This window comes from Paracoccus sp. (in: a-proteobacteria) (assembly GCF_046462195.1).
GTDB lineage: Bacteria > Pseudomonadota > Alphaproteobacteria > Rhodobacterales > Rhodobacteraceae > Paracoccus.
Genome location: NZ_JBKGUN010000108.1, coordinates 1 through 23,555 on the forward strand (window position 1 = coordinate 1; position 23,555 = coordinate 23,555).

Here is a 23,555-nt window from a genome sequence, read left to right on the forward strand (position 1 = left end):
GATTCGAACCTACGGTACACGGTACCAAAAACCGATGCCTTACCACTTGGCCACGCCCCAACTGTGGAGGGTGATTACCCAAGCCTGCAGACGGGTGCAAGACTTAAAATGAAGAAATCTTGCCCCTTTTTTGCGGGGGAGATATGGCCGCCTCATGGAACATTTGGACATTGTCATCATCGGGGCCGGAGCAGCCGGCCTGTTCTGCGCAGGTTCGGCCGTGACGCAGGGAAGGCGCGTGCTCGTGCTGGATCATGCGCCCAAACCCGCCGAGAAGATTCGCATTTCCGGCGGAGGACGGTGCAACTTCACCAACCTTGCCACCGGACCGGACCGCTTCATCTCGGGCAATGCGCGCTTTGCGGCGAGTGCATTGGCCCGATATAGCCCCGGCGCCTTTGTGGAACTGGTGGATCGGGCGGGAATCGCTTGGCACGAAAAGACGCAAGGGCAGCTGTTCTGTGACGGCAAGGCCACCCAGATCACCCAGATGCTGCTGGATCGCATGGAAGGTGCGGAACTGCGGCTGGAAACTCCGATCGATTCTGTTGCCCACCAAGGTGACCGCTTCGTGATCCAGACTGCCGCAGGGCCCGTCAGTGCGGGGCAACTGGTGATCGCCACGGGTGGCAAGTCGATCCCGAAGATCGGCGCGACGGGCCTTGCCTATGATATCGCACGGCAGTTCGGGCTGCGCATGGTCGAGCCTCGTCCTGCACTTGTGCCCCTGACGTTTGCGGAACAGGACCTGGCGCTTTGTCGCCCCTTGGCCGGCGTTTCCCTGGAGGCGCGCATTGCCCACAAAGGGGCGGCGTTTCGTGATGCGCTTCTGTTCACGCATCGAGGGCTCAGCGGGCCTGTCATCCTGCAGATTTCCAGCTTTTGGCAGCCGGGCGAGGAATTGCAGATCGACATGGCACCCGACACGGACATCGCGTCCATGCTCAAGTCGGCGCGGGGCAGCAACGGTCGTGTCGCCGTGGCGACGGCCTTGGCACAACTGATGCCAGAGCGTCTGGCGCAGGCCGTCGCCGCCGAGGCGGGGCTGACCAAGGCCCGGCTGGCGGATCAGCCGAATGCGCGGCTGGATACGCTTGGTGCGCGGGTGAACCGCTGGCGGCTGCGGCCCGTGGGCACGGAAGGCTATCGGACGGCCGAGGTGACCCTTGGCGGCGTGGACACGCGTGATCTGGACGCCCGCACGATGCAGGCGCGTGGAATGCCGGGGCTTGCCTTTATCGGCGAATGCGTGGACGTGACCGGCTGGCTTGGCGGCTATAATTTTCAGTGGGCCTGGGCGTCGGCGGATGCGGCGGGCAGGGTGGCCTGAGACGGAGAGAAACCGTCATGACAGGCCTGTCATGACGGAAGTTCCCGGTTCAGACCTCTTCGATACGCAGCTCGACCGGGTCGCTGACCAGTACGCCTGTGCGGGGCAGCGCCTCGATGGCGAAATCAATCGCCTCGGGCGTGGTCTTGTGTGTCACCACAAGAACGGGAACGCTGGCCGGGCTGTGCTGGCCGTATTGGCGCATGCGGTCGATCGAGATGCCCGCATCGCCCAGCACGGTCGCGACCTTGGCCAAGGCACCCGGCTTGTCCTGAAGTTCCAAGCGGATGTAATAGGCTGCGGGCACGGCAGTCCGGGCCGGCTGCGCTGCCGTCAGGCTCTCCGCAGGCTGCCCGAAGACCGGCAGCCGGACGCCGCGTGCGATTTCGACAATGTCGGACATGACGGCACTGGCCGTGGGACCTTCACCCGCGCCAGCACCGCGCAGGACGATCTGGCCCACGCTGTCGCCCTCGATCACCACCATGTTGGTACCGCCCACAAGCTGGCCAAGAGGACTGTCCGCCGGCACGAGACAGGGCGACATGCGCTGTTCCAGTCCGCGTGCCGTCATCTGGGCCACGCCCAGCAGCTTGATGCGATAGCCCATGTCCGCCGCGCGACGGATGTCGTCGATGCTGACCCGCTCGATCCCCTCGATCTCGACGGCGTCAAAGCTGACCTGCGTGCCGAAGGCGATCGAGGACAGGATCGCCAGCTTGTGACCCGCGTCGATCCCGCCCACGTCCAGCGTCGGATCGGCCTCCAGATAGCCCAGTTGCCGCGCTTCCTCGAAGACGGCCTCATAGGGCAGGCCGGCGCTCTCCATCCGTGTCAGGATATAGTTGCAGGTGCCGTTCATGACGCCCATCACGCGGGTGATCCGGTTGCCGGCCAGCGATTCCGTCATCGACTTGATGACCGGAATGCCGCCGGCCACCGCCGCCTCGAAGCGGATCACGCGGCCTAGGCCTTCCGCCAAGGTCGCCAGCGATTGCCCGTGCATCGCCAGCAGGGCCTTGTTCGCGGTCACGACATCCTTGCCCGAGCGCAGCGCTGCCTCGATGCTGTCGCGCGCGATGCCCCCGTCGCCGCCAACCAGTTCGATGAACAGATCGACATCCTCCGCCGTGGCAATGGCCATCGGATCGGATTCCCAACGATAGGCAGACAGGTCCGCGTCGCGGTTCTTCATCCTGTCTCGTGCGCTGACGGCCGTGACGACGACCTCGCGCCCGGAGCGTTTGGCCAGCAGTTCGGCATGTTTCTGGACGATCTTGACGACACCGATCCCGACGGTGCCGAGCCCGGCGATGCCGAGGCGGAGGGGGGACGACATGAGTTCCTCTCGTCTTTGAGTTTTCGGGTGTTAGCCTGCCTGCAGGCATGTTGCAACGCGCGATGCGGACGCAGCGGCGCCTCGTCGTCTCATTCCCGCCAAAGCGTCTCGACCCATGGTGTCGGACGCACATAATGGCGCAGATGCTTGAAAAACCGCTCGCGCCTGTCGCCCGTGACGGCCGCCCGCAGATGCGCCAGGGGCGGGCGGGCCGGGTCCGCCTCGTCCCAGCGGCCCAGGATGGCGTCAGGCGGGTTCAGGCTGCCGGGAAACATCACGATCCGCGTGCCGCGCGGGATGCGGGGCGTCATCACATAGTTCAGCGGAAAGGACGGGACACAGTGGAACCGGAAATGCGCCAGCCAGCCGCGCGGCCAGAACCTGACGCCGCCCGGCGCGTTGCGGGTCACGAAGCGTTGTTCGAACCGATAGGTGTCGGCCACACCCTGCGGATCGGCGCGAAAGATGTCCTGCAGGGGCGCCAGCTTGCCGACGCGCATCCGATAGACCGAGGTCTGGCCCATCTTCTCCAACGGGGTATTGGGGTTGCGGCCCAGGATGGTGTCGTCGGGATCACCGTAGGTGAAGAACGGGTCCAGGTCGCCCGTCACGATCACGTCCAGATCCAGGAACAGCACGACACCCGTGACATCGCCCAGGTCCCCCCACAGCCGCGACTTGGGCCATTTGCCGATGGTGCGCACCGGCGCCTGATAGTCGAACCGCGGCAAGGGGCGCACCGCGATGTCCGGATGCAGGCCCGTTCCGTCATCGGTAAAGCAGAACAGCCGGAACGGCGGCGTGATGTTGCGCGCCACCATGCCGTGCAGGCGGTTGACGTATTCGGGGCCGAACTTGGTGCCCCATTTGATGCAGATGATCTGCTTGACCGATCCGTCGCGCCCGTCGCTCATTCCTGCCCCCGCTTCGTGCGCGGCAAGGGTTTCACACTGCCGTCCCTTAGGCAATCTGCGCTTTCGCGCCGGGCCGTATATCCGCCTGCCACGGACGGCATTCAGCTCCGGGCCTGCCGGATCAGGTGCAGGATGTCGGCGGCGGCCGAAGGAATGTTGGTTCCCGGACCAAAGATCGCCTTGACGCCCGCGGCCTTCAGGAAACCGTAATCCTGCTGCGGGATCACGCCGCCGCAGATGACGAGGATGTCGCCCGCACCCTGCGCCTTCAGCGCCTCGATCAGCTTAGGCGCCAGCGTCTTGTGACCCGCCGCCTGGCTGGAGATGCCGACGACATGCACATCGTTGTCGATGGCGTCCTGCGCGGCTTCCTCGGGTGTCTGGAACAGCGGCCCGACATCCACGTCAAAGCCGATATCCGCAAAGGCGGTGGCAATGACCTTGGCGCCGCGGTCGTGGCCATCCTGACCCATCTTGACGACCAGCATTCGCGGCCGGCGGCCTTCCTCCTCGGCAAAGGCCTCGACGTCGCGCTGGATCTTTGCAAAGCCTTCGTCGCCCTCATAGGCGGCGCCATAAACGCCTGCCAGCGTCCTGACCTCGGCCCGATGGCGGCCCCATTCCTTTTCCATGGCCATGCTGATCTCTCCAACGGTTGCGCGGGCGCGGGCCGCTTCGACCGCGGCCTCCAGCAGGTTGCCGCCCTCGTGGGCGCGGCGGGTCAATTCGGCCAGGGTGGCGGTGCAGGCGGCTTCGTCGCGGGTGGCGCGGATGCGTTCCAGCCGGGCAATCTGGCCGTCGCGGACCTTGACGTTGTCGATGTCCAGGATGTCGATCGGGTCTTCGCGGTCCTTGCGGTATTTGTTGACGCCGACGATCACGTCCTCGCCCCGGTCGATCAGCGCCTGGCGGCGGGCGGCGGTATCTTCGATCCGCAACTTGGGCATGCCGCTGGCCACGGCCTTGGTCATGCCGCCCATTTCCTCGACCTCCGCGATCAGCTTCCACGCCTCGTCCGCCAGTTGGGCGGTCAGGCTTTCGATGTAATAGCTGCCGGCCAAGGGATCGACGACATGGGTGATGCCGGTTTCTTCCTGCAGGATCAGTTGCGTGTTGCGGGCGATGCGGGCGCTGAAGTCGGTGGGGAGGGCGATCGCCTCGTCCAGCGCGTTGGTGTGCAGCGACTGCGTACCACCCAGCGCCGCCGACATCGCCTCATAGGCCGTGCGGATGACGTTGTTGTAGGGATCCTGTTCCTGCAAGGAGACGCCCGAAGTCTGGCAATGCGTCCGCAGCATCAGGCTGCCCTGCTTCTTGGGCGCGAATTCGGACATGATGCGGTGCCACAAGAGGCGTGCCGCACGCAGCTTGGCGATCTCCATGAAGAAGTTCATGCCGATGGCAAAGAAGAACGACAGCCGCCCGGCAAAGGCGTCCACGTCCATTCCCGCCGCGATGGCCGCGCGGACGTATTCCCGCCCGTCGGCCAGGGTATAGGCCAGTTCCTGCACCAGGTTCGCGCCGGCCTCCTGCATGTGATAGCCGGAGATCGAGATCGAGTTGAAGCGCGGCATCTTGGCCGCGGTATATTCGATGATGTCGGCGATGATCCGCATCGAGGGCTCGGGCGGATAGATATAGGTGTTCCGCACCATGAACTCTTTCAGGATGTCGTTCTGGATCGTTCCTGACAGGACGGCACGGGAATGCCCCTGCTCTTCGCCGGTCACGATGAAGTTCGCCAGGATCGGAATGACGGCGCCGTTCATGGTCATGCTGACGCTGACCTTGTCCAGGGGGATGCCGTCGAACAGGATCTTCATGTCCTCGACGCTGTCGATGGCCACGCCCGCCTTGCCCACATCGCCCTCGACGCGCGGGTGGTCGCTGTCATAGCCGCGGTGCGTCGCCAGATCAAAGGCCACCGAAACACCCTGCTGCCCCGCCGCAAGGGCGCGGCGGTAAAAGGCGTTTGACTCCTCGGCCGTGGAAAAGCCTGCATATTGCCGGATCGTCCAGGGGCGTCCGGCATACATCGTGGCGCGCGGTCCGCGGGTAAAGGGTGCAATCCCCGGCAGGCCGCCCAGGTGATCCAGACCCTGCGTATCGGCCTCGGTATAAAGCGGCTTGACCGCGATCCCTTCCAGCGTGTTCCAGATCAGGCTGTCCGGTTCGCGGCCCTTCAACTCGCTCCGGGCCAGGTCGCGCCATTCCTCAAGCGTGGGTTTTGTCATGATCCATCCTTTCCCGCGGCCCATCCTGCCCTATATTCAAGGGATGACGAGGTGCCGATGCATTTGAAATTCCTGTTTTTCGCAGTGGCGCTGGCCGCCATGGGGCCGGCGCGCGAGGCGCCCCCGCCCGATCCCGAAACCATCCGCGACAGCACGCCGCAGCGCAACCCGGCCCGCCTGCCGCCGGTCTCCCAGCGCCTCGATGCGACCGAACCGGTCGTGACGCCCCTTGCGGAGGGGGCTCCCCCGGTACTGTCCGCCGCAGACGTCGAGCCGTCACAGTTCCTGTGGTCGGCCCGTCCGGTGGTCGTATTCGCCGACACGCCCGATGATCCGGCCTTTCTGGAACAAATCGAGGCCCTGCGACGCGACGGTCGTGCGCTGGCAGCCCGCGATGTGGTGGTCGTGACCGACAGCAATCCCGACAGCAACAGCGCCTGGCGACAGCAGTTGCGCCCGCGCGGGTTTTCCCTGGTGCTGATCGACAAGGACGGGCAAGTCAAGATCCGTCGCCCATCGCCCTGGGACGCGCGCGAAATTGGCCGTGCCATCGACCGGTTGCCCCTGCGCCGACAAGAGATCGGGCGCGGCAGCCTGTTGCGGTAAGAACGGTCCTGTTCCGGAAACTTGTGGATTTGTGGCGCGTTCCCTATATCATGAGCACATCCGGACAAGGGTCCGGCCCATTGAAAGGGTTCGATCATGGCCATCTCGCGTATTGAACGTCGCCCGGCATCGCTCTCTTCGACGGTCGAGAGCGTGGCCCCGCCAAAACCGCCACGCCGCTCCGAGGCAAAACCGAAACCCGCCGCCATCAGCCGCGCCAACGAGATCGTGCGTGCCATCGGTCTGCGTCCCATCACCGGCCTTTCGGGTCCCAAGATCGGCTACTAGAGCCGCCCCGCGCGATCAGCCTTTCGCGCATTTCGGCCAGTTCCCCCGGCAGGCGCTGCGCGACCTGTGCCAGGGCACTTGCCTCATCATCATCCAGCATCCGATCCACCGCCGCCGGACCGCCGCGCAGGCATTCCGTAATGACGCGGATGGCCTGAATGCCGCTGTCCCGTGTTTCCTCCATCAGTGACAGGTAATCCGCCATCATCTGGGCCGCGCGTTCGCCATCATCCTTGGCGATCTGGCGCAGGTCGGTCGCCAGCGCCCCCATGATCGACAGCAGCCGGTAATACAGAACGATCGGATCGATGATCGGGGCGGGCAGGATGTGAATGTCATCGATGACGGCAGAAAAGATGCGGTCATTTGCATGCTGGGGCAGGGTCGGGACAAAATCACCCGACCTGATCCGCGCGATCAGCTGCACCGTATCCTCGGGCGATGGCACCTGCTGTTCCAGCGCAAAGACATGGGCCCTGATCTCGGCCAGCAGAGCGCGCTGAAGATCCGCCTCGCGCGCACGGCGCAAGGCTGCGTCGCGTGCACGGGTCTGGCCTGCCACGACAATCCAGCCGACGGCAACGAACAGGCCGGTGACAACGGCCTGCTGCAGTTGCGGGCTGAGATAATCGTCAAGCGGCGGCATTGCATCTCCGTGAAGACCGGGAACCTGCCCCGCACCCTGCGCGTCGAGTCCGGAACCAGGAAAGGCTTGCCATGCGTCCCGCCCTTTTGACCGCATTCATCATCGGCCTTGGTCCCGTTATGGCCACGGCAGAGCGTGCTGGCGGAAGCGGCATGCCGGCGCCCATGCCGATCCAGGCCGATACGCTGGACAATCTGCGTTGGCGGGCAAGGCCGGTCGTGGTGCTGGGCCAGGGCGAAGTGGTGGACCAACAGATGGCGGCCTTGCAGGCCCATGCCGCAGAACTGGCAGACCGTGACGTGTTCGTGTTGACGGACGGGCCGGGCGCCGCCCCTCTGCGTGCCCGGGTCGGGGACGGGTTCGTTGTCATGCTGATCGGCAAGGATGGAACCGTGAAGTTGTCCGAGCGCCATCCCGTAGACCCGACCCGCCTGATGGACCTGATCGACAGCATGCCCATGCGGCGGAAGGAGCAGGCCTCGTGACCCTTGGTCATGCCTGCACCCTTGTCAGGCGCAGGGCGATCAGGCCGGCCATCAGATGGACCATCACTTCGGCCCCCAGAAAGACCCGTCCCTCGATCCGCCCTTCCAGAAGAAGATAAAGCCCACCGACCCAAAGAATGGTCGACATTGGCAAGGCGGTCAGCCAGAACCGCAGGCCACGCCAGCGCGTGCACAGCAGGCCGAAGACCAGCTGGAACAGCGCCAGCCCGATCAGCGGAGGAGCGACATAGATCACGGGCACCTGCGTCTGGCCCATGGCAAAGGTCGCCCCGCCTACCAGCCGCGCAAAGCCCGCCGCCCCCGACAGGGCAACAAGGCTGGCGACGGCAAAGGCGGGCAGGGCGCGCATCATTCAAATTCCAGGATCACGTCATCGACCTTCAGACTTTCGCCCGGAGCGGCATTGACCGTCCGCACAACGCCACGGCGCTCCGCGCGCAGGATATTCTCCATCTTCATCGCCTCGACCGTGGCCAAGGCCTGACCTTCCTGCACCTCGTCTCCGGCTTCCACGTTGATCCGCACGACCAGGCCAGGCATCGGGCACAGCAGGAACCTCGATGTATCCGGCGGCAGCTTTTCCGGCATCAGCCGCGCCAGTTCCGCCGCCCGGGGCCGCCGCACATGCACCCGCAGATCGGCACCGCGCGTGCGCAGGCGCAGACCGGCCGGGATCTTGTCGACCTTGAGGACCAGCGGCTGGTTGTCCACCTCCAGCCGGGCCAGCGACTGGCCGGGCCGCCAATCGCTTTCCACCCGCATCGCCCGCCCGCCCAGATGCACCGTCGCCCCGTCGCGGTCAGCCTCGACCCGCACCGGCCATTCGCGATCGGCAACAAAGACAACCCAGTCCTCGCCGACATGGCGTTCGTGGTTGCTGAGCCGTCCGCTGATCCGCGCGCGCCGGATCTCGGCCACGCGATGCATGGCGGCCGCTGCCGCAGCCACATGCGCAAGGTCGTCCTCGGGCAGGGTCGCGCCTTGGAACCCTTCGGGATATTCTTCAGCAATGAAGGCCGTGGTGATGTCGCCCGACACGAACTTTGGGTGATCCATGACGGCGGACAGGAAAGGCAGGTTGTGGCCGATCCCCTCGACCTCGAATGTATCAAGAGCCGTCCGCATCGCTTCGATCGCTTCGCCCCGTGATGGCGCCCAAGTGCACAGCTTGGCGATCATCGGGTCATAGAACATGCTGATCTCGCCGCCCTCAAAGACGCCGGTGTCGTTGCGTACGGCGGTTGGTCCGGTGGGGGTGCCTTGGGCCAGCCACCTGGACTGCGCCAGCATCGGCCCCGCCGCCACCTCGACCGGGGGGCGATAGCGGGTCAAACGGCCGATCGACGGCAGAAAGCCGCGGTAAGGATCCTCGGCATACAGCCGGCTTTCCATGGCCCAGCCGTTGATCGTCAGGTCCGACTGGGCAAAGGGCAGCGGTTCTCCGGCTGCCACACGGATCATCTGTTCAACCAGATCGACGCCCGTGATCAATTCGGTCACCGGATGTTCGACCTGCAGGCGGGTGTTCATTTCAAGGAAATAGAAGTTGCGGCTGCCGTCCACGATGAATTCTACCGTGCCGGCGCTGGTATAGCCGACCGCCTTGGCCAACGCGACGGCCTGATGTCCCATAGCGGCCCGCGTCGCCTCGTCAAGAAAGGGCGAGGGTGCTTCCTCGATGACCTTCTGGTTGCGGCGCTGGATCGAGCATTCCCGCTCGTGCAGATAGACCGCGTTGCCGTGGCTGTCGGCCAGGACCTGGATCTCGATATGGCGGGGCTGCGTGACGAATTTTTCGATGAAGATGCGGTCGTCGCCGAAGCTGTTGGCTGCCTCGCTCCTTGATGACTGGAAGCCTTCGCGCGCTTCATCATCATTCCAAGCGATGCGCATGCCCTTGCCGCCACCGCCTGCGCTGGCCTTGATCATGACGGGATAGCCGATCTGGGCGCTGATGCGTGCGGCTTCGTCCGCATCCGCAATCAGCCCCATGTGGCCCGGAACCGTGCTGACACCCGCCTGCTGCGCCAGCTTCTTCGAGGTGATCTTGTCGCCCATCGCCTCGATCGCCCCCGATGGCGGGCCGATGAAGATCACGCCCTCGGCCTCCAGCGCCTCGGCGAATTTCATGTTTTCGGACAAGAAGCCATAGCCGGGATGGACCGCCTCGGCGCCGGTCTGGCGGATGGCGTCCATGATCCTGTCGATCACGATATAGGACTGGTTGGCGGGCGGGGGACCGATATGAACGGCTTCGTCGGCCATCTTCACATGCAGGGCATTGCGGTCGGCATCGGAATAAACGGCGACCGTGGCGATGCCCATCTTGCGCGCCGTCTTGATGACGCGGCAGGCGATCTCGCCCCGGTTGGCGATCAGGATCTTGTTGAACATGGGTCCCCCCGGCCCTCAGGCATGAAAAAACCGCCCAAGGGTGCGACAGGCACCCCGGGCGGCATGGACGGATTTCCGGTCGCCGGAAGGGCGACCGAACAAAACCGTCAGCGGGTCATTGGCACAAACGGAAGTCGTTGCACAGCGCGCCTGCGGCGCCACCGATGGCCGCACCGCGAACGACGTTGCCGCCGCTGACCGATGCTGCTGTCGCGCCGACGCCGGCACCGATAAGGGCGCGGTCGGTGTCGGTCGGGTTGATGCCCTGGGTGCAGCCGGCAACGGCGGTTGCACCGACCAGGGCGGCAATGGCAAAGAATTTGGGCATGATATCAATCCTGTTCGTTGAATGGCAGGAGCGCAACGCGCCGCCTGCCGGATCGTTTCAAGGCTGTCGCGTCGATCAGTAGCGACGCTGGCAGATGCCGGCGTCATCGCACAGTGCGCCGCCCACGGCGCCGATGGCCGCACCGGTCGCAATGTCTTCGTTGAGCGCCTTGGCGACAACGGCACCGGCAACGGCGCCGCCAGCGGCACGCTGCGCGTCCGGGCTGATGCCGCCGCCCTGATAGCCGGGCGCACAGGCCGAAAGGCCGGCTGCGACCAGCGCCAGGCCGGCGAGACGAAGAGCGAAGGTTTTCTGCATGATAGTATGCCTGTCTTGGTGGGCCTGATGAAGGCCGGTTGTAGGTCAGGACCGGTTATCGCACAGCCGTACCCCGCGTCAAACTGACATGCGTGTGACTTCAAGGGGTTCAGCGTCAAATGGCGCATCAGCGGCGTGCCCCGCCCTCATCATCCTCGTCTTCGTCATCCCATGCGTCCTCGTCGTCCCAGTCGAAGGCAGGCGGAGCGTCCTGGACGAAGAGCTCGGGGAAGGCAGCCTCGGCTGCGGCCATGTCGACCTGCAGCAACTGGTCGTAATCGGCAGGGTCGAATTCGCCGATAGGCTTGACCTCGCGCCCGATCAGCCAAGACAGGCGGCCGGCATCAAGATTGCCGCGGGGAAAGGGCTCTTCCCCGAAATGGTTGATCAGCGCCGACAGAAAGCCGGCATCGGCCCGCTTGTCGGCAGGCTTGCGGTCCTTGAACCGCTCGCGCCGCGAGATGGGCGTGGCGCCCTTCTTGCGATTCTCACGCCGGATGGTGAACTGGAAGTCTGTGCCGGGCAGGCGCCCGGGAAAGCCGCGATGCTTCAGCATGGCATGGCCCTTGTGCTGGGGCGCGCGGGGCCTGCTGCTGCGCACGGGCAGGCTGACCGCCCGCGCGCGATGGTCGGACGGTTCGTCTTAGCCGAACTTGCCCTGATAAACAGGCTCGGTCGTGACCGGGTTGCCCATGGGCGCTGCCGGTGCGGTCGGCACATAAACGTCGGCAGGCTGCTGGCGCTGGCAGGCAGCAAAGGCGGAAACCAGCACGAGGCCCAGAATGATTTTCTTCGACATGGGGATACGCTCCTGTAAAGCGGGCGCGGCTGCGCCCGTCTGCTCGGGTTGCGGACGGCTTGTTGGGTGGCCGACCTGGCGGCGATGATAACCGCGGCCCCGCGCCGCAGACAGGCGGGGAGGCGGCCAACAGGTACAGCAATGATGGGCTGTGGCGCTGTTGCATCATTCACGCGTTTGTGCATGGCAGGCGGCCCTTCGTCTATCACAGCGGAATGTTGTCGTGCTTCTTCCACGGGTTCGACAGGCGCTTGCGCCGCAAGCTGGCGAAGGCACGCGCCACTCGCTTGCGGGTGGAGCGCGGCTGGATCACCTCGTCGATGAAACCCTTTTCCGCGGCAACGAAAGGATTGGCGAACCGCTCCTCGTAATCCCGCGTCCGGGCGGCAATCTTCTCGGGATCACCCAATTCGCTGCGATACAGGATCTCGACCGCGCCCTTGGCGCCCATGACGGCAATCTCGGCCGTGGGCCAGGCATAGTTGAAATCGCCCCGCAGATGCTTGGAGGCCATGACGTCATAAGCCCCGCCATAAGCCTTGCGGGTGATTACGGTGACCTTCGGAACCGTTGCTTCGCCATAGGCAAAGAGCAGTTTGGCCCCGTGCTTGATCACCCCGCCATATTCCTGCCCCGTGCCGGGCAGGAAACCCGGCACGTCCACCAGTGTCAGGATCGGGATCTCGAACGCGTCGCAAAAGCGGACAAAGCGGGCAGCCTTGCGGCTGCTGTCGATGTCCAGGCAGCCCGCCAGCACCATCGGCTGGTTTGCAACGACCCCCACGGTCTGTCCTTCGATCCGAACGAACCCGATGATGATGTTGCCGGCAAAATCCTTCTGGATCTCGTAGAAATCCCCTTCATCGGAAACCTTCCGGATCAGCTCCTTCATGTCATAGGGTTGATTGGGGTTGTCGGGGATCAGCGTGTCGAGGCTGGGCTCGATGCGGGCCGGGTCGTCGAAAAACGGCCGCGTCGGTGCCTTTTCGCGGTTGTTCAGCGGAAGAAAGTCGAACAATCGCCTGATTTCGCTCAGCGCTTCGACATCGTCCTCGAAGGCGCCGTCAGCCACCGACGATTTGCGGGTATGGGTGGACGCACCGCCCAGCTGTTCGGCCGTCACCACTTCGTTCGTGACGGTCTTGACCACGTCGGGCCCGGTCACGAACATGTAGGACGTGTCCTTCACCATGAAGATGAAGTCGGTCATGGCAGGCGAATAGACGGCGCCGCCGGCACAGGGGCCCATGATGACGCTGATCTGCGGGATCACCCCCGAAGCCATGACATTGCGCTGGAACACATCGGCATAACCCGCAAGGCTGGCCACGCCTTCCTGGATGCGCGCCCCGCCCGAATCATTGAGGCCGATGACCGGGGCACCGTTCTGCATGGCCATGTCCATGATCTTGCAGATCTTCTGGGCATGGGTTTCCGACAGGCTGCCGCCGAAGACGGTGAAATCCTGCGAAAAGACGTAAACCATGCGCCCGTTGATCGTGCCCCAGCCTGTCACGACCCCGTCTCCATAAGGCCGGTCCGCCTCCATTCCGAAATCGGTGGAGCGATGGGCGACGAACATGTCGAATTCCTCGAAGCTCTCCTCATCCAGCAGCAGTTCGATCCGTTCGCGGGCCGTCAGCTTGCCGCGGGCATGCTGGGCATCGATGCGACGCTGGCCGCCACCCAGCCGAGCCTCGTCGCGGCGCCGTTCAAGCTCTTGCAGAATGTCCTTCATGACCGGCCTCCTGGCAGTGTTTGGGGAACGCTAAACCGGGATGCAGGTGCAGCAAAGGAAATTCGAGGAAGTTTGCAAAGCTTTTGATGAAGGAAGGCGGCAAACTGAAAAGCTGCAAACGCCATGATGTGCAGGCTCTTGACGCGGGCAGGACGGAGAGGCAAGCCATGCCCATGGGTTTGCAGATCGATCTTTCGGCCATTGTGGCCAATCATGCGGCGCTGGCGGCCAAGGCCCCCGGTGCCAAGGCAGCGGCGGTTGTCAAGGCCGACGCCTATGGCCTGGGCGCGACCCAGGTGGCGCCGGCACTTTATGCAGCCGGGGTGCGCGACTTTTTCGTCGCCCTCGCGGCCGAAGGTAGGGCGATCCGGCCTTATCTGCCCACTGATGCACGCATCAACGTGCTGTCGGGCCATATGGAGGGCGAGGATCTGACGGGCCTGATCCCGATCCTGAACAGCCCCGGGCAATTCTTTCGCGACCGGGCGATGCGTCCCGATCAACCTTTCGCGATCCAGCTGGACACCGGCATGAATCGCCTTGGCATGGAGGCGCCTGAATGGGCCGCCCTGCGCGACGAAGCGCTGGCGGCGCGGCCGTCCTTTGTCATGTCACATCTGGCCTGCGCCGATGAACCCGATCACCCGGCAAATGCGGCGCAGCTTGCGGCGTTCCGGGCCATGACCGACGATTGCGGCGTGCCGCGTTCGCTGGCCGCGACGGGCGGCATCCTGCTGGGTCCGGACTATCATTTCGACCTGATACGGCCGGGTATCGGACTTTATGGCGGAATGCCCTTTGCCGAGGCGCGGCCCGTGGCGCAACTGTCGCTGCGGGTCATCCAGACACGGGCCGTCAAGGCGGGCGAGATGGTGGGCTATGGCGCGTCCTGGCATGCCAGTCGCGACAGCCGCATCGCCACCGTCGATGCAGGCTATGCTGATGGCATCCTGCGTGCCTTTTCCGGCAGTGGCGCCAGGCTTTATGCCGGGGATGTGGCCTGTCCGATCGTCGGGCGTGTCTCGATGGACCTGATCACCGTCGATATCACGGATCTGGACAGTGTGCCTGATATGCTGGACCTGATCTGTCCCCAACAGCCTATCGACCAGCTGGCGGACCTTGCGGGTACGATCGGATACGAGATCCTTACGTCCTTGGGGCTGCGCTATCAGCGGACCTATCAGTGACGTTCATCCGGGCGATTGGCCGTCCTGCCTTGCGATTGACCCGAAGCATCGGCGCGGTGACGCTATTCGCGTGGCGGGGCATGATCGCATTGCACCCCTTCCCGGGGCCCGCGATCCTGAGACAGCTGATCCAGATCGGCTGGCTGTCGCTGCCCGTGGTGGGGTTGACGGCACTGTTCACGGGCGCGGCGCTGGCCTTGCAGATCCATTCCGGCGGCGAACGGTTTCAGGCTGGCGACGTGGTCCCTGCCATCGTGGCCATCGGGATGGTGCGGGAACTGGGTCCGGTTCTGGGAGGGCTGATGGTGGCGGCCCGCGTCGCCAGCTCCATCGCGGCCGAGATCGGAACCATGCGCGTGACCGAGCAGATCGACGCGCTGGTGACCCTGTCCACCGACCCTGTCCGTTGGCTGGTGACGCCGCGCCTGTGGGCCGCGGTGCTGGCCCTGCCGGCGCTGGTGGCAGTGGGCGACATCATCGGTATCATGGGCGGCTGGCTGGTCGGCACACTGTCCCTTGGCTTCAACTCGGTGACCTACATCGACAACAGCTGGGCCTATCTCGAGGTTTGGGATGTCGGCTCCGGCCTGATCAAGGGCGCCGTCTTCGGGCTGGTGGTGGCGCTGTCCGGCTGCTGGTTCGGCATGCGCTCCGGCCGTGGCGCGGCAGGGGTCGGCAGGGCCACGACCTCGGCGGTGGTGGTGGCGGCGGTCGGTATTCTTGCATCGAACTTTGTCCTGACGGGGCTGTTCTTTCGATGATCGAGGTGCGGGGCCTGACCAAATCATTCGGCGCCAAGAGCGTTCTGGATGGCGTCGACCTTGCAGTGGGGCAGGGCGAAAGCCTTTGCGTCATCGGCCAATCGGGAACCGGCAAGTCGGTCCTGCTGAAATGCATCCTTGGATTGGCGGAACCCGAGGCAGGGCAGGTTCTGTGGCAAGGGCGCCCGCTGGACTGCGCATCCCGCACCCGCTTCATGTCGCGTTTCGGCATGTTGTTCCAAGGTGCGGCACTGTTCGACAGCCTGTCCGTCTGGCAGAACGTCGCCTTTCGGCTGCGCCAGCGGATGCCGGACGCCAAGGCGCGGGTCTTAGCCCTGGACAAGCTGGAGCGGGTCGGGCTTGGTCCCGAAACGGCGAACCTGATGCCTGCGGAATTGTCGGGCGGAATGGCGAAACGCGTAGGGCTGGCCCGGGCCATTGCCGATGACCCACAGGTGATCTTCTTTGATGAACCAACGACCGGCCTGGACCCCATCCGTGCCCGCGCCATCGATGCCCTGATCCGCGGCATCGTGACCGAGACAGGGGCCATCGCCGTCACCATCACCCATGACATGGAGTCAGTGCGGGCCATCGGTGACCGCGTCGCACTGTTGCAGGACGGTCGCATCAGGCACGATGGGCCCGTGCAGGACATGGACAAGGCACCCGAACTGGGCGCTTTTCTGGGCCTGGCCAAAGGCAAACCGTGATCTTTTTTGCCAATCCCATGCAACTTTTCGCCCCTGAACCTGTTTTGCCGCAAGGCGGCAAGAAACCCGCCATCCTTCACCCCATGGCCTTGTGCGAATCTGCGCCCCTTGCCACCATGATTTCAGACGCCTGAGCAGGAGAAGAATTTGGGCCTAACCCCGACGCCCCCCGTTGCGACCCCCTCGGCTGAAACCCTTTTGGAATTTCCCGACAATCGGCTGTTGATCGACCTGTGCGGTGCCAATGACCGGCACCTGGCCCGAATCGAGGAAGCGCTTGGCGTCCACATCCTCCGCCGCGGCAACCAGCTTGCCGTTGTCGGTACCCCCGAAGCGCAGGCCGAGGCCGCGCAATTGCTGCAGGGCCTTTACGCCCGGCTGGAACAGCACCGTCCTGTCGGCCTGCCCGAGATCGAGGCCGCATTGCGCATGGGGATCGAACCCGCAGGCGAGGTGACGCCTGACCAGCAACTGGAGATGTTCGCGCAGGGAAATTACGAACTGCGCACCCGGAAGAAGTCGGTCGAGCCGCGGACCGACGCGCAGAAGGCCTATGTCCAGTCGCTGTTCCAGAACGAGTTGGCCTTCGGCATTGGTCCGGCGGGCACGGGCAAGACCTATCTGGCGGTGGCCGTGGGCGTGACCATGCTGATTGGCGGCCATGTGGACAAGATCATCCTGTCGCGTCCCGCCGTCGAAGCGGGCGAGCGTTTGGGCTTTCTGCCGGGGGACATGAAGGAAAAGGTCGATCCCTACATGCAGCCGCTCTATGACGCGCTGAACGATTTCCTGCCCGGCAAGCAGATGCAGAAGCTGGTGGAGGAAAAGCGCATCGAGATCGCGCCACTGGCCTTCATGCGCGGCCGCACCCTATCGCGTGCCTTCGTGGTGCTGGACGAGGCGCAGAACGCAAGCTCGATGCAGATGAAGATGTTCCTGACCCGTCTTGGGGAGGGTTCGCGCATGGTCATCACCGGCGACCGCACGCAGATCGACCTGCCGCGTGGCATGCAGTCGGGACTGGTGGATGCCGAAAAGATCCTCAAGGATGTCAAGGGCATCAGCTTCAGCTATTTCACCGCCGACGACGTCGTGCGCCACCCGCTTGTGGCCCGCATCATCAAGGCTTATGACGCCGAGGAAGTCGCGGCCCTTGCCCGTGGCGAAACAGGAGAGCCGCGCGGCCAGTACGTGCCCCGCCGGCAGTTTCGGAACGATGCTTGACGAGATAAGCGCAGATTGCGTCATCGAGGACGACCGATGGCAGGCCGCCGGTCTCGAGGATCTGGCGGCCAAGGCGGTCGGGGCCACGTTACGCTGGCATGAGATGGGCGGCGAGGTCGTGGTGATGGGCTGCGACGACGCCCGGATCGCCAGCCTCAACGCCGATTTCCGGGGCAAGCCACGCGCGACCAATGTCCTGTCATGGCCTTCCGTCGAGCATGAGCCGCATGAGCCCGGTGTTCGTCCCACCCCTCCCGACGAGGAGGAACTGGGCGACATCGCCATTGCCTTCGAAACATGCGAGGCCGAGGCGCAGGCGCAGGGGAAACCCTTGGACCACCACGTCCTGCACCTGCTGATCCATGCCACGCTGCATCTGCTGGGCTATGACCATGACAACGACCTCGATGCGGAATGCATGGAGGCGACAGAGCGGGTTATTCTGGCCACGCTGGACGTTCCCGACCCTTACGGAGATCCAAACCCATGAATTCCGACACCCGATTACCCGAACAGCCCGCACACGAGCCATTGTTCGACACGAGCGATGACCCTGATCGCGAACCGACCGGCTCGCGCGGCTTTTTCGGGAGGGTTTTTCACGCCCTCACGGGTTCCGAATCGGGCGATGGCGCCGGTAACGAGGCCGAGCGGCACGTGGAAGGGCGACTCGGTCTGGTGAACCTGCGGCGGATGCGGGTCGATGACGTTGCCATTCCCAAGGTCGAGATCATTGCCGCGCCGCTGAACATCACGCTTGACGATCTGGTGACGATGTTCCGCGAACACGGATTTTCTCGCATCCCGGTATTTCGGGGCACGTTGGACAGCCCGCTTGGACTGATCCATCTCAAGGATCTGGCGCTGAAGCACGGGTTCGGCGCGGGCGGCAAGTTCACGCTGCGCCCGATGTTGCGCCCGATGCTGTATGTTCCGCCCTCCATGCCCATCGGCGTTCTGCTGCAGCAGATGCAGACCAAGCGCATCCACATGGCGCTGGTCATCGACGAATATGGCGGCGTGGATGGGCTGGTCACGATCGAGGACCTGATCGAGCAGGTCATCGGGGAAATCGAGGACGAGCATGACGAGGATGAAGGCGGGCTGTGGGTGCGTGAAAAGCCGGGCCAGTGGCTGATCCAGGCACGGGCCGATGTGCGCGATGTCGAGGCCGAGACGGGCCTGCAGCTGATCGATCCGTCCAACACCGAAGAGGTGGACACTCTGGGTGGCCTGATCTTCATGCTGACCGGCCGTGTTCCGCTGCGCGGTGAGGTGATCGGCCACGAATCGGGTGCGGAATTCGAGGTGGTCGATGCCGATCCCCGCCGGCTGAAGCGAATCCGGTTGCGCCTGCCCAGCGCCGCTGCCTCAACAGGTCCGATCGCGGCCCAAGCCTGAGGCGTCAGCTGGCCTCGAAACGGGCCAGCATCGCCTCGAAGAAGGTCTCCCGCAGGGCTGGAATCTCCATCATCACCTCGTGGCGGGCGCCTTGAACCTCCAGAAGCTCCGCGCCCGACCAGCGGCTGGCACGATCCCGGATCGCGGCAGGCGACACGACTTTTTCCTCGGATCCCAGCGACACCAGCATGGGAAGGGCAGGTGAGGGGATGCGCGACAGGCGCGCGCATTCGTTCAGGGCCTTGCCGACCCAATCGAAGCTGGCGCCGCCGATGGTAAGATCGGGCCAGCAGGCGGCCTCGCGCACCAGGCGTGCCCATTCGTCGGCGTTGCCGCTGAGCAGATTGGCAGTGAAGCTTTCGTCCAGCACATAGGTTGTTTCCGAACCGCCGCTGCCGGGCGCGGTGAAACCACCCCGTCCGACGCGCCCTGCAAGATAGGCGATGCCCATGGCGACGCCATGGCGGAGGCGGTGCAGGTTGATCCCCCACATGGGGGCCGAAAACACCGCGCTCTGCACGGGCAGTTCGGCATCCAGCGCCGCAAGCCCGATGCAGCCGCCCATCGAATGGGCCAGCAGATGCCACGGTTGCGGCAGGGACAAATGCCGCGCCGCCACGACCATCTCGACCACGTCGCGCTGATAATCCTGAAACTGCCCGATATGGCCGGGGCGGGGGTCGGCCTGCAGCCGGTCGGACAAGCCTTGCCCGCGCCAGTCGATGGCAAGGACATGGTAGCCATGGGCATTGAGGCGGCGGGCGACAGGCGCGTACTTCTCGATATATTCGGTCCGCCCCGGAAACAGGAGGATGCTGCCCCGGGACGCGTCCTGATCAGCCCCCCACCACCCCAGACGCAGCCGGACCCCGTCCTCGGCCTTCATGAAAAAGGCATGGGCGGGGACGGATGCCTCGTCGGGGAGTTGGTGGAAGGGCGCCGCCTCCATCAAGGTCAGGACAGCTTTTGTCCCAGTTGCATCGCCACGGCCATGGAGCCGTCGATCTTCAGCTTGCCGGTCATGAAGGCGGTGGCCGGGTTCACGTCGCCGTTCATGATCCCTTCAAAGGTCTCGCGGCTGGCGATCAGGGTCACATCGGCCTCTTCGTCACCGGCACGGACGCCGCTTTCATCGATCATGATGGCGCCTTCGTCCTTGATGACGAATTTCGCGGTCGAATCGAAGCTGTCGATCTTCTGGCTGAGCTTTTCGACGGCGGCATTCACAACATCGCTCATTTTGATCCTCTTGGTGCGCTTTGGCTGGCGCCCGACCTGCGGGCTGGGTTACACCGGGCTTATGAGCCCGGACCGTCGTTTATTCCACAATGCCGTCGCGGCACTGCGTCACCGAGTTCTGACGATTTTCCTTGTTTTGGCAAGTGCGATGCCATCGCAGGTTGTGGCAAACGTGCTGGACAGTGCCTTTGCGCAGCTGGCCGAGCCGCAGGGCGAGGGTTGGCGCATCGCCGAAAGCGACATCCTGCGCGCATGGTCCCGGTCGGGATCACCTGCCATGGACCTGTTGCTGCAGCGTGCCGAACAGGCGCTGGATCAGGGTGACGCGCAGACAGCCATCGGCCATCTGACGGCGCTGACGGATCACGCGCCGGATTTTGCCGCCGGTTTCCAGACCCGCGCTGCCGCCTTTGCCGCGATCGGTCAGTACGGTCCCGCAATGGCCGACTTGGCCCGCACGCTGGAACTGGAGCCCCGGCACTTTGCGGCGCTGACGCAACTGGGTGCGATGCTGGAGGAAATGGGCGAGGACGAGCGTGCCTTGGCGGCCTATCGAGAGAGTCTGAAGATCCATCCCCACCAGCAAGAAGCAATTGATGGCGTGACACGTCTGGAACGCAAGCGCATCGGCACCGATATCTGAGGCCATGAACATGATGACGCGCGGGCGGGTCACCGCCATATTGGGCCCGACGAACACGGGCAAGACGCATCACGCGATCACGCGGATGCTGGGACACCGGACGGGGGTCATCGGCCTGCCGCTGCGCCTTCTGGCGCGGGAGGTTTATGACCGCATCGTCAAGGCACGGGGGCCATCGGTGGTGGCGCTTGTGACGGGTGAGGAACGGATCGTTCCCGACCGGGTGCAGTATTGGGTCGCCACAACCGAGGCGATGCCCGAGATCGGCGCCGACTTCGTTGCGATCGACGAGATACAGCTGTGTGCCGACCCCGAGCGCGGCCATGTCTTCACCGACCGCCTGCTGAACATGCGCGGCCTGCACGAGACGCTGTTCCTGGGCAGCGATACGATGCGCCCCGCCATTGCGGCCCTTGTTCCCGATGTCGAATTCGTGCGTCGCGAACGGTTTTCCAGCCTCAGCTGGGCCGGTTCGAAGAAGCTGTCGCGCATGCCTGCCCGCAGCGCCATCGTGGGTTTTTCCGTCGACGACGTTTACGCAATGGCCGAGTTGCTGCGCCGCCAGAAGGGCGGGTGCGCCGTTGTCATGGGCGCCCTGAGCCCTCGCACCCGCAACGCGCAGGTCGAGATGTATCAGAATGGCGAGGTCGATTACCTTGTCGCCACCGACGCCATCGGCATGGGCCTGAACCTCGATATCCGCCACGTCGCCTTCAGCGCCACGCACAAGTTCGACGGGCGCCGCGTCCGGCCGTTGTTCCCTCACGAGATGGGCCAAATCGCGGGCCGGGCCGGGCGCCACACCGAATCCGGCACCTTTGGCGTCACTGGAGAGGCGCAGATCCTGGATGACGGTCTGATCGATGCGCTGGAGAACCACCGTTTCGCACCGATCCAGCGGCTGACCTGGAGAAATGCGAGTCTCGAGTTCGGAACGATGGACCGGCTGGTGACCAGCCTGGAGGCACCTTCGGGCAGCGAACTGCTGGGCCGGGGGCGGGAGGCCGACGACTTGGCCGCCCTCAAGCTGCTGCGCGAGATGCCGGAAATCCGTGACCGCGTCCAGAACGGCAAGGACGTCCGCCTGTTGTGGGAAGTCTGCCGCGTGCCCGATTTCCGGGGCATTTCACAGATGGAACACGTGACGCTGCTGGCCCGGATCTTCGGTTTCCTGCAGGACGGCCACATCCCTGCCGATTGGCTGGACCGGGCGATCAAGCGGATCGACAAGACCCAAGGCGACATTGACGCCCTCTCGAAACGGCTGGCCTATATCCGCACATGGACCTATGTGGCACAAAGAACCGGGTGGGTGGCCGACGAAAAGCATTGGCGCGGGGAAACGCGCGCTGTAGAAGACCGCCTGTCAGACGCGCTGCATACGGCGCTGACCCAACGATTTGTGGACCGGCGCACCTCGGTGCTGCTGCGCCGGCTCAAGCAGAAGGAGAGCCTTGTGGCCGAAGTGAACGACAAGGGCGAAGTGATGGTCGAGGGCGAGTTCGCCGGTCGGCTGGAAGGTTTCCGCTTTCGCCCCGACCAGACCGCGACGGCGGACGAGGCCCGGATGCTGAACCGCGCCAGCTACGAGGCGCTGAAGCCCGAATTTCATCTGCGCGCCGACCGCTTCTACAACGCGCCAGACACTGAAATGGACTATACCGAGCAGGGCGGCCTCATGTGGGACAACCAGGCGATCGGCAAGCTGATCAAGGGTGCCGATCCGCTGCATCCGGGTGTTTCTGCCTTTGTGGACGAGGAAGCCGGCCCCGAGATCGCCGAAAAGGTGCGCCGCCGCTTGCAGCATTTCATCGATCGCAAGGTCGCGGCCCAGTTCGAGCCGCTGCTGACCCTGCAAAAAGACGAGGCCCTGACCGGTCTGGCGCGTGGCTTTGCCTTCCGCCTGATCGAGGCGCTTGGCGTCCTGCCGCGCGACGGTGTGGCCAATGAGGTTAAGGAGTTGGACCAGGATGCCCGGGGCGCGCTGCGCAAGCACGGTGTGCGCTTTGGCCAGTTCACGATCTTCCTGCCGGCCATGCTGAAACCGGCACCGACGCGCCTGCGTCTGGTGCTGTGGTCGCTGTCGCAGGGTCTGGACGAATTTCCGGAAAGCCCCCCTCCGGGGCTGGTGACGATCCCTCATCTGCCGGATCTGCCCGACCAGGTGTATACACTGTCGGGATACCGCCCGGCGGGCGAGCGTGCCATCCGTATCGACATGCTGGAGCGTCTTGCCGACCTGTTACGCGCCCAGGACACGCGTGGCGGTTTCGAAGCCAATCCGGACATGCTGTCGATCACCGGCATGACGCTGGAACAGTTTGCGGGCCTGATGCAGGGTTTGGGCTATGCCGCCGAAAAAGCCGAGCGTGTCAAGGTCAAGGCGGTTGAAGCACCGGCCGCTCCCGCCGCCCCCGAAGCACCGGTGTCCGATGCGCCGTTGACCGAAGAGGAGTCGGTCCTTGCGGCTGAAACCCGCGCCCGTTGGGAAGCCGAGCAGGCCGAAAAGCGGCGTGCAGAGGCCGAGGCCCAGGGTGAAGGCGAGGCGCCTGCCGATGCCGAGGCGGCTCCGGCCGAGATGGAGGTGTTCTATACCTTCAAATGGGCGCCGCGGCCGCGTGGAAATCGCCGGCCGCAGCATGGCGGGCAGGCTGGTGATCGTCCTCAGGCGCAGCCGGGCGAGCGTCCGCAGGGCGAGGGGCGCCGGGGTCCGCGCCGTGACGCAGCTGCAAAGGAAGGCGGCGCACAGGATCGCCCGCGCGGTGATGCGCCACAGGGCGAGCGCCGTGATCGGCAGAACAAGCCCGGCGGCAAGTTCGGGGGCCCCAAGAAAGGCGGCAAGCCTGCGCCTCAGGGACCCAAGACCTTCTCCTCGCGTCCCGAGAAGAAGGCCGATCCAGACAGCCCGTTCGCGATCCTGGCTTCGTTGAAGGACAAGACCTGA

General features: G+C 64.6%; 26 protein-coding genes. 13 read left to right on the forward strand and 13 right to left on the reverse strand.

The annotated features are described in order from the left end of the window. Window positions 1-154 precede the first annotated feature (154 nt). On the forward strand, window positions 155-1,330 hold the full coding sequence (locus ACLHHB_RS06845) for an NAD(P)/FAD-dependent oxidoreductase (RefSeq protein WP_410217530.1): 1,176 nt from the start codon (window positions 155-157) through the stop codon (window positions 1,328-1,330). A 49-nt stretch (window positions 1,331-1,379) separates the two neighbouring features. Here ACLHHB_RS06845 and ACLHHB_RS06850 read toward each other — a convergent pair whose 3' ends face one another. The 3 genes from ACLHHB_RS06850 to scpA form a co-directional block, all read right to left on the reverse strand. Next, a complete protein-coding gene (locus ACLHHB_RS06850; protein ID WP_410217531.1) occupies window positions 1,380-2,669 on the reverse strand; it encodes a homoserine dehydrogenase in 1,290 nt (429 codons plus the stop codon). Between the two features lie 89 nt (window positions 2,670-2,758). Continuing rightward, window positions 2,759-3,583 carry a glycosyl transferase gene (locus tag ACLHHB_RS06855; protein WP_410217532.1) on the reverse strand — a complete coding sequence of 275 codons (825 nt, stop codon included), beginning with the start codon at window positions 3,581-3,583 and terminating at the stop codon, window positions 2,759-2,761. 101 nt (window positions 3,584-3,684) lie between these two features. Continuing rightward, window positions 3,685-5,817 carry a methylmalonyl-CoA mutase gene (scpA, locus tag ACLHHB_RS06860; RefSeq protein WP_410217533.1) on the reverse strand — a complete coding sequence of 711 codons (2,133 nt, stop codon included), beginning with the start codon at window positions 5,815-5,817 and terminating at the stop codon, window positions 3,685-3,687. 57 nt (window positions 5,818-5,874) lie between these two features. Between scpA and ACLHHB_RS06865 the strand changes: the two genes are divergently transcribed. Further along, window positions 5,875-6,423 carry a DUF4174 domain-containing protein gene (locus ACLHHB_RS06865; RefSeq protein ID WP_410217534.1) on the forward strand — a complete coding sequence of 183 codons (549 nt, stop codon included), beginning with the start codon at window positions 5,875-5,877 and terminating at the stop codon, window positions 6,421-6,423. 96 nt (window positions 6,424-6,519) lie between these two features. Then, window positions 6,520-6,711 (forward strand): hypothetical protein, encoded by a 192-nt coding sequence (locus tag ACLHHB_RS06870; RefSeq protein WP_410217535.1) that lies wholly within the window; start codon window positions 6,520-6,522, stop codon window positions 6,709-6,711. Here the strand turns inward: ACLHHB_RS06870 and ACLHHB_RS06875 are convergent. Next, complete coding sequence (locus tag ACLHHB_RS06875; RefSeq protein WP_410217536.1) at window positions 6,677-7,357, reverse strand: hypothetical protein; 681 nt, start codon at window positions 7,355-7,357, stop codon at window positions 6,677-6,679. The genes ACLHHB_RS06870 and ACLHHB_RS06875 overlap by 35 nt on opposite strands. Window positions 7,358-7,428: 71 nt before the next feature. On the opposite strand from ACLHHB_RS06875, the gene ACLHHB_RS06880 reads away from it, so the two are divergent. Continuing rightward, a complete protein-coding gene (locus tag ACLHHB_RS06880; RefSeq protein ID WP_410217537.1) occupies window positions 7,429-7,842 on the forward strand; it encodes a DUF4174 domain-containing protein in 414 nt (137 codons plus the stop codon). A 7-nt stretch (window positions 7,843-7,849) separates the two neighbouring features. Here ACLHHB_RS06880 and ACLHHB_RS06885 read toward each other — a convergent pair whose 3' ends face one another. From ACLHHB_RS06885 to ACLHHB_RS06915, 7 genes are all read right to left on the reverse strand, one after another. Beyond that, window positions 7,850-8,215 (reverse strand): hypothetical protein, encoded by a 366-nt coding sequence (locus ACLHHB_RS06885; RefSeq protein ID WP_410217538.1) that lies wholly within the window; start codon window positions 8,213-8,215, stop codon window positions 7,850-7,852. After that, window positions 8,212-10,257, reverse strand: a complete 2,046-nt coding sequence (locus ACLHHB_RS06890) for a biotin carboxylase N-terminal domain-containing protein (RefSeq protein ID WP_410217539.1) — start codon at window positions 10,255-10,257, stop codon at window positions 8,212-8,214. Before ACLHHB_RS06890 ends, ACLHHB_RS06885 begins: the two co-directional genes overlap by 4 nt. Before the next feature lie 115 nt (window positions 10,258-10,372). Then, on the reverse strand, window positions 10,373-10,585 hold the full coding sequence (locus ACLHHB_RS06895) for a hypothetical protein (protein WP_410217540.1): 213 nt from the start codon (window positions 10,583-10,585) through the stop codon (window positions 10,373-10,375). 75 nt (window positions 10,586-10,660) lie between these two features. Then, the gene (locus tag ACLHHB_RS06900; RefSeq protein ID WP_410217541.1) at window positions 10,661-10,903 is read right to left on the reverse strand and encodes a hypothetical protein; all 243 of its coding nucleotides are present in this window, start codon (window positions 10,901-10,903) and stop codon (window positions 10,661-10,663) included. 127 nt (window positions 10,904-11,030) lie between these two features. Then, entirely contained in the window at window positions 11,031-11,459 is a 429-nt protein-coding gene (locus tag ACLHHB_RS06905; RefSeq protein ID WP_410217542.1) for a hypothetical protein, read from the reverse strand. Window positions 11,460-11,546: 87 nt separating this feature from the next. Next, the gene (locus tag ACLHHB_RS06910) at window positions 11,547-11,702 is read right to left on the reverse strand and encodes a hypothetical protein (protein ID WP_410217543.1); all 156 of its coding nucleotides are present in this window, start codon (window positions 11,700-11,702) and stop codon (window positions 11,547-11,549) included. 205 nt (window positions 11,703-11,907) lie between these two features. Continuing rightward, window positions 11,908-13,440, reverse strand: coding sequence for an acyl-CoA carboxylase subunit beta (locus ACLHHB_RS06915; protein WP_410217544.1), 1,533 nt, complete (start codon window positions 13,438-13,440; stop codon window positions 11,908-11,910). A gap of 173 nt (window positions 13,441-13,613) precedes the next feature. On the opposite strand from ACLHHB_RS06915, the gene alr reads away from it, so the two are divergent. The 7 genes from alr to ACLHHB_RS06950 are packed head-to-tail and all read left to right on the forward strand — an operon-like array spanning window position 13,614 to window position 18,729. Beyond that, on the forward strand, window positions 13,614-14,630 hold the full coding sequence (alr, locus tag ACLHHB_RS06920) for an alanine racemase (protein ID WP_410217605.1): 1,017 nt from the start codon (window positions 13,614-13,616) through the stop codon (window positions 14,628-14,630). Window positions 14,631-14,686: 56 nt separating this feature from the next. Further along, entirely contained in the window at window positions 14,687-15,391 is a 705-nt protein-coding gene (locus ACLHHB_RS06925; RefSeq protein ID WP_410217606.1) for an MlaE family ABC transporter permease, read from the forward strand. Further along, complete coding sequence (locus ACLHHB_RS06930; protein ID WP_410217545.1) at window positions 15,388-16,104, forward strand: ABC transporter ATP-binding protein; 717 nt, start codon at window positions 15,388-15,390, stop codon at window positions 16,102-16,104. Before ACLHHB_RS06925 ends, ACLHHB_RS06930 begins: the two co-directional genes overlap by 4 nt. Beyond that, window positions 16,101-16,238 (forward strand): hypothetical protein, encoded by a 138-nt coding sequence (locus ACLHHB_RS06935; protein WP_410217546.1) that lies wholly within the window; start codon window positions 16,101-16,103, stop codon window positions 16,236-16,238. Before ACLHHB_RS06930 ends, ACLHHB_RS06935 begins: the two co-directional genes overlap by 4 nt. 13 nt (window positions 16,239-16,251) lie before the next feature. Next, entirely contained in the window at window positions 16,252-17,328 is a 1,077-nt protein-coding gene (locus ACLHHB_RS06940) for a PhoH family protein (protein WP_410217547.1), read from the forward strand. Further along, entirely contained in the window at window positions 17,321-17,818 is a 498-nt protein-coding gene (gene ybeY, locus ACLHHB_RS06945; protein WP_410217548.1) for an rRNA maturation RNase YbeY, read from the forward strand. Before ACLHHB_RS06940 ends, ybeY begins: the two co-directional genes overlap by 8 nt. Further along, window positions 17,815-18,729 carry a CBS domain-containing protein gene (locus tag ACLHHB_RS06950; protein WP_410217549.1) on the forward strand — a complete coding sequence of 305 codons (915 nt, stop codon included), beginning with the start codon at window positions 17,815-17,817 and terminating at the stop codon, window positions 18,727-18,729. Before ybeY ends, ACLHHB_RS06950 begins: the two co-directional genes overlap by 4 nt. Window positions 18,730-18,733: 4 nt before the next feature. On the opposite strand, the gene ACLHHB_RS06955 is transcribed toward ACLHHB_RS06950, so the two are convergent. Both ACLHHB_RS06955 and ACLHHB_RS06960 read right to left on the reverse strand, forming a co-directional pair. After that, complete coding sequence (locus ACLHHB_RS06955) at window positions 18,734-19,678, reverse strand: alpha/beta hydrolase (RefSeq protein WP_410217550.1); 945 nt, start codon at window positions 19,676-19,678, stop codon at window positions 18,734-18,736. A 5-nt stretch (window positions 19,679-19,683) separates the two neighbouring features. Then, a complete protein-coding gene (locus ACLHHB_RS06960) occupies window positions 19,684-19,968 on the reverse strand; it encodes an SCP2 sterol-binding domain-containing protein (protein WP_410217551.1) in 285 nt (94 codons plus the stop codon). A gap of 148 nt (window positions 19,969-20,116) precedes the next feature. Here ACLHHB_RS06960 and ACLHHB_RS06965 point away from each other — a divergent pair, with 148 nt between their 5' ends. Then, the gene (locus ACLHHB_RS06965; protein WP_410217552.1) at window positions 20,117-20,611 is read left to right on the forward strand and encodes a tetratricopeptide repeat protein; all 495 of its coding nucleotides are present in this window, start codon (window positions 20,117-20,119) and stop codon (window positions 20,609-20,611) included. Between the two features lie 10 nt (window positions 20,612-20,621). After that, entirely contained in the window at window positions 20,622-23,555 is a 2,934-nt protein-coding gene (locus tag ACLHHB_RS06970) for a helicase-related protein (protein WP_410217553.1), read from the forward strand.

Coding starts and splice junctions, on each gene's coding strand:
- ACLHHB_RS06910 (WP_410217543.1), bottom strand. CDS start 11,702: ATGTCGAAGAAAATCATTCTGGGCCTCGTGCTGGTTTCCGCCTTTGCT.
- ACLHHB_RS06880 (WP_410217537.1), top strand. CDS start 7,429: ATGCGTCCCGCCCTTTTGACCGCATTCATCATCGGCCTTGGTCCCGTT.
- ACLHHB_RS06900 (WP_410217541.1), bottom strand. CDS start 10,903: ATGCAGAAAACCTTCGCTCTTCGTCTCGCCGGCCTGGCGCTGGTCGCA.
- ACLHHB_RS06960 (WP_410217551.1), bottom strand. CDS start 19,968: ATGAGCGATGTTGTGAATGCCGCCGTCGAAAAGCTCAGCCAGAAGATC.
- ACLHHB_RS06895 (WP_410217540.1), bottom strand. CDS start 10,585: ATGCCCAAATTCTTTGCCATTGCCGCCCTGGTCGGTGCAACCGCCGTT.
- ACLHHB_RS06965 (WP_410217552.1), top strand. CDS start 20,117: ATGCCATCGCAGGTTGTGGCAAACGTGCTGGACAGTGCCTTTGCGCAG.
- ACLHHB_RS06870 (WP_410217535.1), top strand. CDS start 6,520: ATGGCCATCTCGCGTATTGAACGTCGCCCGGCATCGCTCTCTTCGACG.
- ACLHHB_RS06905 (WP_410217542.1), bottom strand. CDS start 11,459: ATGCTGAAGCATCGCGGCTTTCCCGGGCGCCTGCCCGGCACAGACTTC.
- ACLHHB_RS06875 (WP_410217536.1), bottom strand. CDS start 7,357: ATGCCGCCGCTTGACGATTATCTCAGCCCGCAACTGCAGCAGGCCGTT.
- ACLHHB_RS06950 (WP_410217549.1), top strand. CDS start 17,815: ATGAATTCCGACACCCGATTACCCGAACAGCCCGCACACGAGCCATTG.
- ACLHHB_RS06865 (WP_410217534.1), top strand. CDS start 5,875: ATGCATTTGAAATTCCTGTTTTTCGCAGTGGCGCTGGCCGCCATGGGG.
- ACLHHB_RS06885 (WP_410217538.1), bottom strand. CDS start 8,215: ATGATGCGCGCCCTGCCCGCCTTTGCCGTCGCCAGCCTTGTTGCCCTG.
- ACLHHB_RS06855 (WP_410217532.1), bottom strand. CDS start 3,583: ATGAGCGACGGGCGCGACGGATCGGTCAAGCAGATCATCTGCATCAAA.
- ACLHHB_RS06930 (WP_410217545.1), top strand. CDS start 15,388: ATGATCGAGGTGCGGGGCCTGACCAAATCATTCGGCGCCAAGAGCGTT.
- ACLHHB_RS06890 (WP_410217539.1), bottom strand. CDS start 10,257: ATGTTCAACAAGATCCTGATCGCCAACCGGGGCGAGATCGCCTGCCGC.
- alr (WP_410217605.1), top strand. CDS start 13,614: ATGGGTTTGCAGATCGATCTTTCGGCCATTGTGGCCAATCATGCGGCG.
- ACLHHB_RS06915 (WP_410217544.1), bottom strand. CDS start 13,440: ATGAAGGACATTCTGCAAGAGCTTGAACGGCGCCGCGACGAGGCTCGG.
- ACLHHB_RS06970 (WP_410217553.1), top strand. CDS start 20,622: ATGATGACGCGCGGGCGGGTCACCGCCATATTGGGCCCGACGAACACG.
- ACLHHB_RS06845 (WP_410217530.1), top strand. CDS start 155: ATGGAACATTTGGACATTGTCATCATCGGGGCCGGAGCAGCCGGCCTG.
- ACLHHB_RS06955 (WP_410217550.1), bottom strand. CDS start 19,678: ATGGAGGCGGCGCCCTTCCACCAACTCCCCGACGAGGCATCCGTCCCC.
- ybeY (WP_410217548.1), top strand. CDS start 17,321: ATGCTTGACGAGATAAGCGCAGATTGCGTCATCGAGGACGACCGATGG.
- ACLHHB_RS06850 (WP_410217531.1), bottom strand. CDS start 2,669: ATGTCGTCCCCCCTCCGCCTCGGCATCGCCGGGCTCGGCACCGTCGGG.
- scpA (WP_410217533.1), bottom strand. CDS start 5,817: ATGACAAAACCCACGCTTGAGGAATGGCGCGACCTGGCCCGGAGCGAG.